Origin of the sequence: Bradyrhizobium sp. HKCCYLR20261, from assembly GCF_051168435.1 — a bacterium.
Lineage (GTDB): Bacteria > Pseudomonadota > Alphaproteobacteria > Rhizobiales > Xanthobacteraceae > Bradyrhizobium.
Genome location: NZ_JBNPUZ010000010.1, coordinates 1 through 14,096, shown reverse-complemented (window position 1 = coordinate 14,096; position 14,096 = coordinate 1). Strand labels below are relative to the sequence as shown.

The window sequence follows — 14,096 nt, the reverse complement described above, 5'->3', positions numbered from 1 at the left end:
AGGCATGGGCAGCCGGCCCCGATGCGTCAGAGTTCGCCTTCCTTTACATCATTTCCGGCCGCTTGATGCGCGATCCGTCCGAAAAGCGGGTGAGCCGATAGGCATTGATGTCGATGAACGGCGTCTCGTTCATCGCGAGCTCGCTCGCCAGCCGCCCCGCTCCCGGTCCGAGCGCAAAGCCGTGGCCGCTGAAGCCGGTGGCGATGGTCAGACCGCGGACCTCATCCGTGGTGTCCACGACGGGCACCAGGTCCGGCGAGGTGTCGATCAGCCCGGCCCAGGACGCGGTAACCCCGATGCCCTTCAACGCCGGAAAGTCCGACACCAGATTGCGGATGGCCAGATCGACCAGATCCTTCTGCGGGACCGGATCCATGATGCGGATCTTCTCGAATGGCGAAGTCTCGTCGAAATCCCAGCTGCCCCAGGCGTCCGGACCGTTCCAGAGCATGCTGTTGAGCCGGTAGGTCATCTTCTTCCCGATCTTGGCGCGCATCATCTCGCGAAACTTGGTCGCGTAGCGCAAGCCCTGCGGCGCGAGGTTGATGACGCCATGACCCGGCACGGCGATCGTGTAGGAGCCGTCGATGCGCCGCCTCAGCGCGTATCCCGCGCCGTAGACACACGCCGCATCGACGATGTCGGGAGCAGGCGTCGTCCGCAGCGCCGTCCCGTCGATATTGGCACGGGCAAATCGATCCCGTGCCGGCGCAGAAAGCGCGAGCTCCAGGCGCCGCCCGCCAGCACCACGGCGTCGGCGCGGATCAGCCCGCGCTCCGTCCACACGCCCTTGACCTGACCGTTGGCGATGTCGAGACCGCGCGCGGCGCAGTTCTGGTGCACGAAAGCGCCAAGTGCCTTGGCGCCCTCGGCGATCGCGGGCGCGGCCATGCCCGGCTCCGCGCAGCCATCGGTCGGCGACCAGATGCCACCGAGCCATTTGTTGGTGCTGCCCTTCATCCGCTCCTGGGCCTGGGCTGCGGTCAGGCTCTCGTTATGGAAGCCCATGAGCCTGGCCTGCTGGCTCCACTTCTCCCAGCGGGCCAGTTCGCTCGGATCCTGCGTGGCGTAGAGAATGCCGGCGCGGCGGAAGCCGAGGTCGGCGCCGAGCTCGGTGTGCAGCTCGCCCCAGCGCTTCAAGCTGTGCATCGCCAGCGGCAGCTCATGGAGGTCACGGTTCTGCTGGCGCACCCAGCCCCAGTTGCGGCCCGACTGCTCGCCCGCCACGATGCCCTTCTCGATCAGCGCGACGGACACCTTCTTGCGCGCCAGTTCATAGGCCGTCGACGTGCCGACGATGCCCGCGCCGATCACGACCACATCGACCTGCTTGGGAAAGTCGGCGCTGTTGTGCACCGGTTGAACGACGATGGGCATAGCGAGTGTCTTTCGATCAAAGTGCCGTCGCTGACGGCGCGGTGTAATGAGCTGACCGCCGGCGCTGCGGGGGCGCCGGCAGGCGTCGTGTCCGGCGGCTCTATTTGTGGTCGCCGCGGACGTCGAAGGCGTCGCGCAAGCCGTCGCCGATGAAGTTGAAGCTCGCGACGGCGATGGTGATGGCCGCGCCAGGGATGATGGCGAGCCATGGCGCGCTGCCCAGATAGCGCTGCGCGCCGTCGAGCATGTTTCCCCAGCTCGGCAGCGGCGGCTGGATCCCATAGCCGAGGAAGCTGATATAGGCCTCCATCAGGATGGCGCGCGCGACAGTCAGCGTCGCGGCGACGATGATCGGCCCAATCGCGTTTGGCAGGATCTCGCGAAACATGATGTGCGTCCCGCTGAGGCCGAGCATGCGCCCGGCCTGCACGAACTCGCGTTCGCGCAAGGAGCGGACCTCGGTCTCGACGATGCGCGCCACCTCCATCCAGCTCGTGGCGGCAATGACGACGGTGATCATCATCGCGCTCGGCTTCAGTGCGGCGGCGAGCGCCAGCACCAGAAAGATCGAGGGAAATGACAGGAAGCCGTCAACCGTGCGCATCAGCACCGCGCCGATCCAGCCGCCGCGATAGCCCGCGATCACGCCAACCAGGGTGCCGATGATGGTCGACAGCAGCATGGCGGCGAAGCCCACCGCCAGGGAGATGCGCCCGGCCATGAACAGCCGCGCGGCCATATCGCGCCCGAGCGGATCGGTGCCGAGATAGTGAGACCCGGTCAATGGCGGCGCGAAGCGCGCGCGCAGATCGATGCTGAGCGACGTGTAGGGCAGCAGGCTCGGCCCGATCACGCAGGCCAGCACGAGAAGCACGATCAGCGCCAAGCCGAACAGGGCAAGATGATTGGCCATGAACCGCCGTGTCGTTCGGCCGCGCCACCAAGGCTGCCGGGCGTGATGCGGGGCTGTGGCGCTCGTCATGACGGCGGGTTCCATCTCTGTGGCGGTGGACGACATGGTCAGGCCAGCCGGATGCGAGGATCGACGAGGGCGACGGTGATATCGGCGAGAAGATTGCTCACGATCACGAGAATCGCCGAGAACATCAGCAGCCCCATCACGACCGGATAGTCGCTGTAGCCGAGACTATCGAGGAACAGGCGGCCCATGCCGGGCCAGGTGAAGACCGTCTCGGTCACGAGCGCTCCGGTCAGCACGCTGGGCAGCTGGATGCCCGCCAGCGTGATCATCGGCAGCAGCGCGTTGCCCACGACGTGCTTCATCAGGATGCGCCCCTCGCTCAGGCCTTTGGCGCGGGCTGTATTGACGAAGTCCTGGTGGATGACGTCGAGCGTCGCCGAGCGCATGTAGCGGCTCCAGATGGCGACGTGCACCAGCGCGAGCACGGCGCTCGGCATGATGAGGTGGTGGAGGTAGTCGAGGATCGACTCGTCGCCGACCGTGTACATGTTGCCCGCGGGCAGCCATCCCAGCCGCAGCGAAAACACGTAGATGCCGATCAGCCCGAACCAGAACGTCGGGATCGACAGCGCCACCATGGCGGCCACGGTCGCTGCGTGGTCGAACAGCGAGCCGCGATGCGTCGCGCTGCGAATGCCGATCCAGCCACCGATGGCCACGGCCAGGACAGTGGACGAGCCCATCAGCAGGAAGGTCGCCCAGAGATGGCGGCCAATGACCTGAAGAACCGGAGTCCGGTCGCGAAAGGAATGGCCCCAGTCGCCATGGACCAGCCGGAAGGCCCAGTCGAGGTACTGGACGTAGAGAGGACGGTTGAGACCGAGCTGCTCCTTCAGGCGGGCGAGGTCTTCCTGGGTCATGCTCGAGTCGAGCGAATACTGCGCCAGCGGACCGCCGGGAAAGAGATTCAGGACCGCGAAGCCGATCACGGACACGATCAGCAGCAGGACGAGGCTCTGCAGAAGCCGCTTGAGTAGAAAGCCGCGCATTTTTCGTTATCGCCCATGATGACGGCATCAGAAACAGGGTCCATCCGCCGGCAAGCGGCGGATGGAAAGGACTGTGAAGGTCTTCAGGATTTCCAGGACCAGGAGGCGACGTTCCAGGAGGCGGTGCGCGTGTTGGGATTGAACTTGAATCCTTCCAGCTTCGATTTGCGCCCGAGGATGTTGGTATAGGAGAATACCGGCAGGAACGGCAGATCCTCCCGGATGATCCGCTGCACCTGGCTATAGATCTTGCGACGCTCCTCCTGATCGAAGGTGCTGCGTCCCTGCTTCAGGAGCTCGTCCACCTTCGGATTGGAATATTGCATGACGTTCGACCCCTGGCCGCCGCGGGCCACGCTCGACGTCGAGGCGAAGCGGTTGGTGACATCCGGATCGGACGCAATCAGGAAGGTGACGCCGGACAGTCCACTGTCGAACTGGGACTTCGTCCAGAAGTCGCCCCACATCACGGCAGGCGGCAGGTTTGAGATGGTCATCTCGACACCGATCTCGCGGAAGATCTGCTGCATGAACTGCTGCATCTGCTCGCGCAGGTGGTTTCCCGCCGTCGTCGAATTGGCAAAGGACAGGCGCACGCCGCCTTTGGCGCGAATGCCGTCTTTGCCAGGCACCCAGCCGGCGTCGTCCAGGATCTTGCGCGCGGCATTCAGGTTGAAGTCCTGAACCGGCAAGGTCCGGTCGTAGTAATAGGACTGCGGCGGCATGAACGATTCGGTCACGGTGCCGACGCCGTAGTAGATGGTGTCGATGATCGACTTGCGGTCGAGGGCCGCGTAGAGCGCCTTGCGCACCGCCAGGTCCTTGAACTGCGGGCGCTCGAGATTGAAGAAGATTCCCTCGACGGCCGATCCGGCTTCGAGATTCACCGTGCGGCCGGGCAGCTTCTTGGCTTCTTCGTAGTGGTCGGCGGTGATGTAGGCCTGATCCACCAGATCCACGTCGCCGCTCTGGAACTGGGTGTAGAGCACCGTCAGATCCGGGATGTACTTGAAGACGAGCTGATTGATGAACGGCCCCTGTCCGAAGTAGCTCGGATTGGCCACGAGCTCGACTCGATCGCCGGGAACGCGCTGCCCCCATTTGAAGGCGCCGGTGCCGACCGGCGCCTGACCGAAGGCCGTGATGTTCGGATCGGCCTCCTTCTCCAGGAGATGCTTGGGCACGATGAAGGTTTCGGCAAGGAAGGCGAGATAGGGAGCGAAGGCGCTTTCCATCCGCCAGGTGATCTCGGTCGGGGAGACCACTTTCAGGTCGCGGATCAGCGAGTGACCGCCGGTGCGCCAGGCTCGGAACTTCGGATTGACGATGAGCTCCAGCGTGAACTTCACGTCCTCGGCCGTGAACGGCGTGCCGTCGTGCCACTTGACGTCGTCGCGCAGGCGGATGCGCCAGAGCAGACCATCCTTCGAGATGCCGCCGTTCGCCTGGCTCGGCACCTCGGTCGCGAGATTGGGCTGCATCACGCCATTGGGGTCGACGCGGATCAAGGCGTCGAACATCGAGAAGATCACCGCGTCGTCGACCTCGACATGGACCATCAGCGGATTGAAGGTGGTGGGCTCCTGCGAGACGCCGACCACCACGCGGCCCTTGGGCGCCTTCCCCTGCGCGAAGGCTTCGCCGCCCCGAAACTGCGGAGCGACGAAGGTCGCAAGTCCCCCTGCCGCCGTCAGGCGCAGGGCATCACGGCGTGAGTAGCGAGGCCGGGCGCTGGTCGTATCCGTCATGACGTCGTCTCTCCGTTCCAGATTGCGTTACGTTTGTCGGTTGAAGTGCTTGGATCAGGGGCAAGAGAGCGACCGGGTCAGGTCGGCTTCTCACCCGGAATGGCGGCCACGAGTTCGCGCGTGTAGGACGATTGCGGATTGAGGAATATCTGGGACGGCGGCCCCTGCTCCACGATCCGCCCCTTCTGCATCACCGCGATCTGGTCGCAGATCTGGCTGGCGACGCGCAGATCGTGCGTGATGAAGATCATCGATACGCCCGTCTCACGCTGGATCTGGTCGAGGAGCTTGAGGATCTGCGCCTGGATGGACACGTCGAGAGCGGACACCGCTTCGTCGGCGACGAGCAGCTTGGGCTTGAACATCAGGGCCCGCGCGATGCCGATGCGCTGGCGCTGGCCTCCGGAAAACTCGTGCGGATAGCGGTCGAAGGCACCTGCATCGAGACCCACATGTGACAGAAGCTCCTTGGCCTCGGCTTGAGCCTGAGCCCGGGGCATCCCGTGCGCGACCGGCCCCACGGTCAGGATGTGGCCGATCGTGGCGCGCGGGTTGAGCGATGCGAAGGGGTCCTGGAAGATCATCTGGATCTTCGGCCGCAGCGGACGAAACTCCGCCTCCGAGAGCGCAGCGATGTCGCGGCCCTCGAACAGGATCCTGCCGCCGTCGCAATCCTGCAGCTTGACCAGCAGACGGCCGAGCGAGGACTTGCCCGAGCCGCTTTCGCCGACGATCCCGAGCGTGCGGCCGGGACCGATGTCGAACGAGACGTCCTGCACGGCGGGGACCACGCGCTGGCTGCCCAACAGCGCGCTGCCGCTCCGATAGGTCTTTGACAGCCCCTCGACTTTGAGGATCACGTCCTGCGATCCGCCTGCCACCGATGCACGGTCCTGGCCGGTGAGATTGGGCACAGCCGCGATGAGGCGCTGGGTGTAGGGGTGAGACGGCGACTTCAGCACCTCATTGGCACTGCCCTGCTCGACGATGCGGCCCTTCTCCATGACGACGACGCTGTCGGCGATCTCGGCGACGACTCCGAAGTCATGGGTGATGAACATGACGCTCATCCCCTTCCGCCGCTGAATGTCGCGGATGAGGTGCAGGATCTGCGCCTGGGTGGTCACATCGAGCGCGGTGGTCGGCTCGTCGGCGATCAGCACCTTCGGTTCGAGCGCGAGCGCCATCGCGATCATGACGCGCTGACGCTGTCCGCCCGACAGCCGGAACGGATACTGATCGTACATCAGCTGCGGGTTGGGAAGATTGACCTCCGTCAGCAGCTCGACGACGCGCTTGCGCTGCCAGTCCTTCGTCCCCACGTCATGCGCGGTCAGCACCTCCACAATCTGCTCGCCGACCGTCATCAGCGGGTTGAGGGCCGACAGCGGGTCCTGGAAGATCATCGAGACGACGCGGCCCCGCACCGAGCGCAGCGCTGCAGGTGCGGCGCCGATGATCGCCGTCCCCTCTGGTCCACCGAGCTGAATGGCGCCGGCCGATACCGCGATCTTGCGCGGCAGGAGGCCCATGATGGTGTTGGCCGTGACCGACTTGCCCGAGCCGGATTCACCGACGATGCAAAGGATCTGGCCGTCGAGAAGATCGAACGTGATGTTCTCGACCGCGTGGCGCCGCTCCATGCCCCGCGGCAGATCGACTGTCAGCCCACGAACCGAAAGGGCCGGCGCCACGGTCCCAACGGTGTGCGATTGAGGCATCATCGATTTCTCTCAGCTCGAGCTAATAGATCGTCACAATGATGGGGTAGGAGACCCAAGCCAGGACGGACTGCCTAACTTGAGAGCGTCGCGTGAAGTGGTCGCCGGTCACGACGTCCAACCAGGATTTCGTGGCCCGTTCCGTCAAGTGTTGCGCGTCCATCACCATAAGAAACGCTGAATGGCGCGAGGGGCGCAGCATACTCGTCTGCGGGCCAGGCGCGTTTCGGTATTTTATCCTTCGATCGCTGGATTTTCCCGACTTCGGCGGCACCGCCACTCGAGTCGTCGGTGGATGTAGTAGTCGGCTACTCCGGCCCGGTCGCCGCCTTCGCAACTGCGTTGCCCAGCAAACCGGCAGCGGCGGCGTATTTGATGAGCAAGAGCGCGACGGCACACGCGACCGCAAGGTCTCGGTTGCGGTGCGAAGCGGTTCATCGCGTTTTTGGCGTCGCGGCCGATCGAAATTGCACGGCTTCGCTTCGGATCCGTACCGTTGATCACGCTCTCGGCCGACGAGACATCAGCCAGCGCACGAACCTTCGAGAGCGCTTTCCAGCGCCGCCAGAAACCGGTCGACGTGCTGAGCTTCGCAGGTCAGCGGCGGGCGCACCTTCAGCGCATCCTCGTTTGCTCCGGCCGTGCTGATGAGCACTCCATCATCGCGCAGCACGTTGACGACATCGAGCGTTGTCGCGCGGCGGGCGATCGGCGACATTCCTTCGAACACCATGTCGATCCCGAAGAACAGACCGGCGTGGCATGCCCCACGGGCTCCCGGGAGCGCGGGCTCAGCGCGTCCAGGCCGGACGTCAAGCGCTCGACGCCGCCTCGTGACGATTGGAGACCTTCATGGACAGACGCTCGCCGTCCGGCAGGACGACCTCGGCGCTATGCGCCAGTTGTGAGGACAGCCATTCGATCCGCCCCTGCAGGTATAGTGGCGCGGCAGCCGCCGCCGGAGGCGATCGATGTCGACGACACCTGGCGGCATCGCCCTCACGGCCGAGGGCAGCGTGGAAATACGTCTCAGTGAATGGACTGCCTTTTGTGACTGTCCTGACGGACTTATCACTCCGGCGCTCGGCATGACCAGGCGAGCGCCGGAGACGATCAGGATCTCATCTAGAGACCGACCACGCCCGGCAGATGAGCGATGTCGGGAATCTCGACATATCCATAGTAAGGGTTGGCCGGCTCATGGCCGCGATTGACCCAGACCTTGTTCTTGATGCCCAGATCATGCGCGGACATCAGGTCGTAGCGGAAGGAAGAGGAGCAGTGCAGGATGTCCTCCGGACCGCAATTCAGCATGTCGAACATGTACTCGAAGGCGCGGAAGTGAGGCTTGTAGGCGCCGGCCTGCTCAGCCGTGTACACCGCATGAAAGGGGGCGCCGAGCTTGGCGACATTGGAGCCGATCTGGGCGTCCATCGAGTTCGTCAGCGTGACCAGGGGGATCTCCTTGGCAACCTTCGCCAGCCCCTCCGGCACGTCGGGATGAGGCCCCCAGCTCGGAACCCGGTCATAGATGTTGCGGGCATCCTCGGGGCGGAACGTGACGCCGTTGCGCTTGCACGTCCGCTCGAGAGCATTGTGGACGACGGTCGCGTAAGGCTGCCAATGCTTCATCACCTCATCCAGCCGATAGGCTGAGAAGTTCGCAATGAATTTGAGCATCTGCGGCTCGCTCAGCTGCGCGCCGTAGAGGTCGCGAGCCGCCTCCGCCATCTGGAAGTGGATCAGCGTGCCGTGGCAGTCGAAGGTGATGTATTTGGGGCGGAAGCGGGTCATAAGCACTATCCTCGTCGTCGGCGAAGCGAGCCTGGAATGGTGCCATCAAGGTAGGTCGGAACGGTTCGGGCGGATCACCATTTTCCACCGGCATTAAGCAGGATATTTCGTTTCTCCCGTTGGTTTCGGCATAAAGTCATGGGTGGCCGCGGCACTCCGCCGGCTGATCTTGCTCCGCATCGCAGCCGAAAGCCGGCGGCCCAACGTCGATCAAAGCGGGAATAGGGTCTTCAGCGGAAGGTGAGCCCGCACCAAGGGGGACTTCAGGACGACGAAGCTGAAGTACTTGTCGATGCCGACATTCATGTTGCTCAGTCGCTCCATGAGCTCCTGATACTCGCTGATTCCGGCGGTCACCACCTTCAAGAGATAGTCATATCCGCCAGACACGAGATGGCACTCGACCACTTCCTCCACCTTCTCGACCGCAGCCAGGAAGCGGGCGAAGTCGACCTGCTGGTGATTCTTCAGCGTGACCTCGGTGAAGACGGTAAGCGTCGAGCCGAGCTTGGCCACGTTGATCTGCGCCGAATACCCGGAAATATAGCCTTCGGATTCCAGTTTCTTGACGCGCATCAGGCAGGGGCTCGCCGACAGATTGACCAGCTTCGCGAGCTCGACATTGGTAACCCGACCGTTCTTCTGCAGTTCATGCAGGATCTTGATATCGATGCGGTCGAGCTTCATTGCTGCAATCCGGGCATTCAAGTCTCAGCGAGGGGATGGCCATAGGAGCTCGGCAAGCTAGCACATCGAATGAGGCTGTCGACCACGTTTGTTCCCGCCCTTTTGCGTCTGCATGCCGTGGCGATCCGCGCTGATGTCGACTGATGTGCGGCGTTACCGGCTGCCGCAGATTGACGGCGACACGACCGACGTCGCCCTTGTGCGTGATCTGGCAAGACAGGATTTCAGGACCACCTTTCCGCCGATCGCGCGCGCGATCGCTCCCGCCTCTACCGCGTGGTCTCCTGGCAGCCAGGCGTGCTCGCCATCGCCGCGCCCATCGTCTTGGCCGGGCCTGCCCATCTACGCACTCTAAATGAGCCTGCAACAGGTCGAGCCCATAGAAGCCCTCGCCAGCGAGATCGGCGAGCACCTCGTCATATTTGCCCGGCGCAGCAGCGACGCACTCTCGCATTGCTGGAAGAGGAGGCCCACGTCAGGACCCGAAGGAGTGCTGCGGAGGATCCGGGAGCGCGCACGCCCGCATCGCCCAAGCAACCAGGGACAAGCCAAGCCCTCGCCAACAGCATCAATTGATTCGACCCCGGCTGGCTGAGCCGGTTCGTGCGACCGCGATTTTTGCCGCGCATGAGGTCCGCACAGAGTTGATAGATGACGATCGGACAGCGATGTCGTCGCACGCTGCTCAAGCCCCCTCTATGCAAGGCATCGGCGCGAGCCGTCGACACGGTCTGCGCCACAATTGGCACCACCACTTGCCGTCGGCAGGAAAGGCGTAGACGGGGACGCTGCAGCCGTCGGTGGGCCTCTAGGCCCGACAGCCGCCTAGGTTTTCCGGATCTGAACGTCAGTCAGCATGAACCACCTGCGATCCCCGGTGAGTTCGGCCTAAGACCCGGTCCAGACCGGGTTGGGATGGTTCATCCTGTGAAGGGCCGGCAATGATCCCACCCTGTTAATGCATTGTTAAGCAGGCATTTTGGCAGGCTGGGGAATGGCTGCGATGGGGGACTGGCGGAGAGAGTGGGACTATCCGCCAATGCACGTCCAACCCCATGAAATTACATGATTTCATATGGTTATGGACTTGAAATTGGGGGACATATTGGGGGACAATCTGGGGGACACACCCCGAATCCTCCAAGGTACCGAATGCCCACCAAGCCCCGACTGGGAAGACACCTCGAATGGCACGGCAACCGTATTCGCGTGGTCGTAAGGGTGCCCCCATCGCTTGTGCCGACGATCAAGCGGACCAAGTTGCGTGAGACGCTCGCGACCAACGACCCGCTGGAAGCCGAGCGCGAGAAGGTGGACGTGATCCGGCGGCTGAGAGGCGAACTGCGGGGCGAGCGCGTAACGATCGTCCAGAAACCACTTGCCGAAGAGGCACTGACGTGGAGGGAGGAGATACGGCGAGCGAAAGCAAGCGGGAGCGAAGGAACGATCGGATTCGCGCTGGATGCTCGTGTCGATCTCGTCAGGGCCGAGCACGGTCACGAGGCTGCGGCGGCATTCGCATCCGTTGCGTCGGGCACAGCTACGCCCGTTGCCGCGCTGCTGGACCGCATGTTTGCAGAGAAGAAGCTTTCGATCGGGTACGAACAAGACATCCGCCGCTCTGTCGCTCGTCTGGAAACGTGGTGCCTCGGAGCCGCAAGGTCAGCCACCGTCGAAGCGATAGGAACAGAAGCGGCTGGGCTATTCATCCATGAGCACTATGTGCTGCCGGGAGTCGACATCGGAACGGCCAACAAGGAAATCTCTTGTCTTCACTCCTATTGGAAATGGATGAGGAAGCGGGCAGGCATTCAAGAAAACCCTTGGATCGGACAACGGCTCGCGGAGAAGAACTCAAGGGAGGCAGCGGAGCAGGATAGCGACAAGCGTCCGTTCACGGACGACGAGGTTCGTATCCTGCTCGGCGGAATACGTCTTCGGCGTGAGTGGGATATGTCGCTCTTGTCGGCACTCAGCGGGCTGCGTGTTCATGAGATCGCTGCCCTCCGCGTTAAAGACTGCTGCGAGCGCAGGATCGCCGTGACCAAGTCCAAAACCCCGAGCGGCGTGCGGACCATCCCCGCACACCCTCTGTTGAACGGGATCATCGAGCGGCGCTCCAAGGGCAAGAAGCCTACTGAGTATCTTTTCGATGAGTTGCCGGAGCAACGCCACGGCTCCAAGCGAGAGCGTTCAGCACCGGTGAGCCAAGCATTCACCCGCGAACGACGCCGACTCGGGATCGAGGAAAAGGGAAGCGAAAAGCAACGACAGTCCAATATCGACTTCCACAGCTGGCGGCGGTGGTTTGTTCGCCGGGCAGTTGAGGCCTTGGAGAGGGGCGGCGTCGGATACACACCTTGGACCATCGCTCACGTTGTCGGCCACAAGGTGGAGGACGGCACGATCGAAGGTCAGGCGCTGCCACTAGGAATGACGATGGGCGTCTACGCTGGGGCGGCTTCATGGGACGCAATGAAAGCATGCGTTCAAGCGGTCAGGTTGCCGGAGGATACGCCGACGGAACGGCACGATTTAGTCTTGGGAACGTCAGAACGTCGTTGGCCGACAGGGACGCGCAAATCGAAGGCGGGGGTCACCGCCGAAGATCGTCCTCGGGGGGATGATCAAAGAGGCCCAATAAGACGCGCCGCTCATTCGTCAACCTAGTCGGACGCTCCAGGAAGATTGACACGGGCCGCCTCATGTCCGGCGACTCCACTCTAGGCGCAACGCAAAATTGCAAATATGCTTCGCCACCGGTACGGGTCGAATGCAGTCAGCGGGGAGAGCTAATGAACCTCCAGTTTTACGAACTCGACTTCCTCGGCATAGGAGCAAAGGCCAGTTCAGGCGACGAAATGGCCGCGCGGTTACTGGTTTCGTTCGTGGACAAGGAATCCAAACGACTCAATCACATACGACTCGATATCTTCGTGCCGAAGAGCCCGGAGATTACCTTCGCCGATTTGCAGAAAGCTGCCCGGTCGAACGCGCTGGAGTTACTGAAGGCCGCCGTGTCGACTCTTGAGCAGCACGACATTCCGGCACTTGAAAAGATAGGTGATGAAGCGCGCGACAAACATCTAAATTTATTGTTTGGGCCTGGCGACAGCTCCGATTAGGAGGCCTCGTGGCGCTTCTCAAGAAATGCGGGGCGGCAATCCTTATCTTAGTCGGCGTTCTCGTAGTCCTCGGCTTGACACCCGTAGGAGCGATCATAGGGCGCCTAACGATGCTTGGCGCCATTGGCCTCCTTGTTTGGCTTGCTTGCCGACTTCTCTTGATCGGCTTCTGGGGAGAAAGGGCCTATTGGCAGATGAATGCCGGAATTGGAGCTGGCATTATTTTCCTGGGAGCAATCACGGCGTTCGTCATGTGGGCTGATCCGCGAATGCCCGACCTTAGCACGGGAGAATGCCGCGTGACTCGCTACGAATCTTGCTAATCAACGCGTTGGGGCGCTCATGGATTGGCTAACGTTTATTGCAACGATGACGGGCCACATAATGTGGCCGATTGTCATAATCGTACTGCTCTTTCTACTGCGCAAGCATATCGGAGCTCTCGCCGAGCGAATCGAAGAGTTTAGTTTTGGTGGAGCGAAGTTCGTCTGGAAGAAGAAACTTGCAGAAGGCGCGACGCTCATCGAGCACCAGCCTCAACCAGAGCTCAATCCATCGCTAGGGCCACCACCCCCGAATAAGAAGCGGGCGCCGTCCAACAAGGTCACTTCTGAGTCGAATGATGCTAAACGGGAAGGAATCGCCGAAGGATTTGCTCGCCGGAGAGAAATGCGGCGCCAGCTCCTTCTCCGCTCAGCGTTTGGCAAAGTCCTCACTGGATTGGATGAGGTTGAAAGGACTCTATTCGAGATTGCCGATCGCATGGGCCTCGATCCCGCCTCGGCATCCTCTGTCATGTATTCACTTGTAGCGAACGGAGATGTACCACCAAGCATCGGCAAGCTTTACGACACGTTGCGGGATGCGCGAAATCTAATTGCACACTCCCCCTCGCTTCCCGACGAAAAAGAAGCAAATGAGTACGTGAGACAGACTCAGTTCCTTATGACCGCCCTGGAACACCTCAAGACGATGCCAACACAAACCGAGCGCGAAGCATTCAAGTGATCGAGGCCGCCGTCCCGTAGACACCGTATTTGGCGCTATGCGCCGGATCGCCCTTTGGCCCCTGCTGGAGGATGAAAGCCAATCCCACGCATCTTACGACCGCGGATGCGAGCCAGCGCTGCCAGCGTCAAGGCGTTGACCTTGCAAAGACACTTCGGCGGAGAGGAACGATTTCGTCATCGGGAAAGAGCAATATCGTCAACCGGCCGCAAAGAGCAGGGGTCAGAATACAAATCGCTCCTGACGGTCGCCCTCATTTGGCTGCCCCTAAACCCGTATCAAGAGATTTTGGAAGTCGCTGAGGTGGGGGGGGGCTGAGCGCCCTCCCGAGACGCGGCGCTCCGTTGACGGCCTAGACGCGGCTGCTAGGGGACCTAGAAGTTCATTTGTCCGAAAGCAGCAGCGCAAGACTTTCGCGGCCTCTCGAAGCGAGTCACTGGCGCCACTACCGGACGCCCCGTCACACCACCCGTCCGTTAACATTAATCACGTCACAACCTCAATAAATAGGTTGCACTACTGCATATGCGCTCCGGGGTTACACCCTATAGGGACAATGAAGCGGCACTGGAGCGAAGGATGGGTTAGTACTACTGCGTCACAAATTTCTTCTTTTTGGCTTTGGCGCGAGGCCGCAACATGGGCATCGAGGTAAAGTTCTGGCC

10 protein-coding genes and 1 pseudogene are annotated in these 14,096 nt (G+C 62.1%); 3 read left to right on the top strand and 8 right to left on the bottom strand.

Features of this window, described 5'->3' with window-relative positions:
* Nucleotides 1-43: 43 nt before the first annotated feature.
* The 8 genes and pseudogenes from ACQR1L_RS22420 to ACQR1L_RS22385 form a co-directional block, all read right to left on the bottom strand.
* A pseudogene (locus ACQR1L_RS22420) lies at nt 44-1,377 on the bottom strand (NAD(P)/FAD-dependent oxidoreductase).
* 100 nt (nt 1,378-1,477) lie between these two features.
* Entirely contained in the window at nt 1,478-2,359 is an 882-nt protein-coding gene (locus ACQR1L_RS22415; protein ID WP_434860095.1) for an ABC transporter permease, read from the bottom strand.
* A gap of 38 nt (nt 2,360-2,397) precedes the next feature.
* Nucleotides 2,398-3,348, bottom strand: coding sequence for an ABC transporter permease (locus tag ACQR1L_RS22410; protein ID WP_434860094.1), 951 nt, complete (start codon nt 3,346-3,348; stop codon nt 2,398-2,400).
* An 83-nt stretch (nt 3,349-3,431) separates the two neighbouring features.
* Nucleotides 3,432-5,096, bottom strand: a complete 1,665-nt coding sequence (locus tag ACQR1L_RS22405) for a peptide ABC transporter substrate-binding protein (RefSeq protein ID WP_434860093.1) — start codon at nt 5,094-5,096, stop codon at nt 3,432-3,434.
* Nucleotides 5,097-5,173: 77 nt separating this feature from the next.
* Nucleotides 5,174-6,820: an ABC transporter ATP-binding protein gene (locus ACQR1L_RS22400; RefSeq protein ID WP_434860092.1), complete on the bottom strand. Its 1,647-nt coding sequence runs from the start codon at nt 6,818-6,820 to the stop codon at nt 5,174-5,176.
* A 520-nt stretch (nt 6,821-7,340) separates the two neighbouring features.
* On the bottom strand, nt 7,341-7,550 hold the full coding sequence (locus ACQR1L_RS22395) for a hypothetical protein (RefSeq protein ID WP_434860091.1): 210 nt from the start codon (nt 7,548-7,550) through the stop codon (nt 7,341-7,343).
* Nucleotides 7,551-7,942: 392 nt separating this feature from the next.
* Entirely contained in the window at nt 7,943-8,611 is a 669-nt protein-coding gene (locus ACQR1L_RS22390; protein ID WP_434860090.1) for a haloacid dehalogenase type II, read from the bottom strand.
* A 210-nt stretch (nt 8,612-8,821) separates the two neighbouring features.
* Nucleotides 8,822-9,298: an Lrp/AsnC family transcriptional regulator gene (locus ACQR1L_RS22385; protein WP_434860089.1), complete on the bottom strand. Its 477-nt coding sequence runs from the start codon at nt 9,296-9,298 to the stop codon at nt 8,822-8,824.
* Nucleotides 9,299-10,450: 1,152 nt separating this feature from the next.
* Here ACQR1L_RS22385 and ACQR1L_RS22380 point away from each other — a divergent pair.
* The 3 genes from ACQR1L_RS22380 (at nt 10,451) to ACQR1L_RS22370 (ending at nt 13,431) form a co-directional block, all read left to right on the top strand.
* Nucleotides 10,451-11,968 carry a tyrosine-type recombinase/integrase gene (locus ACQR1L_RS22380; RefSeq protein ID WP_434860088.1) on the top strand — a complete coding sequence of 506 codons (1,518 nt, stop codon included), beginning with the start codon at nt 10,451-10,453 and terminating at the stop codon, nt 11,966-11,968.
* A 125-nt stretch (nt 11,969-12,093) separates the two neighbouring features.
* Nucleotides 12,094-12,423 (top strand): hypothetical protein, encoded by a 330-nt coding sequence (locus ACQR1L_RS22375; RefSeq protein ID WP_434860087.1) that lies wholly within the window; start codon nt 12,094-12,096, stop codon nt 12,421-12,423.
* Between the two features lie 342 nt (nt 12,424-12,765).
* Nucleotides 12,766-13,431 (top strand): hypothetical protein, encoded by a 666-nt coding sequence (locus ACQR1L_RS22370; protein ID WP_434860086.1) that lies wholly within the window; start codon nt 12,766-12,768, stop codon nt 13,429-13,431.
* Nucleotides 13,432-14,096 lie beyond the last annotated feature (665 nt).

What these genes read in the sequence shown, in the direction of transcription:
- ACQR1L_RS22415 (WP_434860095.1), bottom strand. Translation starts at nt 2,359, where the DNA reads ATGACGAGCGCCACAGCCCCGCATCACGCCCGGCAGCCTTGGTGGCGC.
- ACQR1L_RS22410 (WP_434860094.1), bottom strand. Translation starts at nt 3,348, where the DNA reads ATGCGCGGCTTTCTACTCAAGCGGCTTCTGCAGAGCCTCGTCCTGCTG.
- ACQR1L_RS22405 (WP_434860093.1), bottom strand. Translation starts at nt 5,096, where the DNA reads ATGACGGATACGACCAGCGCCCGGCCTCGCTACTCACGCCGTGATGCC.
- ACQR1L_RS22400 (WP_434860092.1), bottom strand. Translation starts at nt 6,820, where the DNA reads ATGATGCCTCAATCGCACACCGTTGGGACCGTGGCGCCGGCCCTTTCG.
- ACQR1L_RS22395 (WP_434860091.1), bottom strand. Translation starts at nt 7,550, where the DNA reads ATGGTGTTCGAAGGAATGTCGCCGATCGCCCGCCGCGCGACAACGCTC.
- ACQR1L_RS22390 (WP_434860090.1), bottom strand. Translation starts at nt 8,611, where the DNA reads ATGACCCGCTTCCGCCCCAAATACATCACCTTCGACTGCCACGGCACG.
- ACQR1L_RS22385 (WP_434860089.1), bottom strand. Translation starts at nt 9,298, where the DNA reads ATGAAGCTCGACCGCATCGATATCAAGATCCTGCATGAACTGCAGAAG.
- ACQR1L_RS22380 (WP_434860088.1), top strand. Translation starts at nt 10,451, where the DNA reads ATGCCCACCAAGCCCCGACTGGGAAGACACCTCGAATGGCACGGCAAC.
- ACQR1L_RS22375 (WP_434860087.1), top strand. Translation starts at nt 12,094, where the DNA reads ATGAACCTCCAGTTTTACGAACTCGACTTCCTCGGCATAGGAGCAAAG.
- ACQR1L_RS22370 (WP_434860086.1), top strand. Translation starts at nt 12,766, where the DNA reads ATGGATTGGCTAACGTTTATTGCAACGATGACGGGCCACATAATGTGG.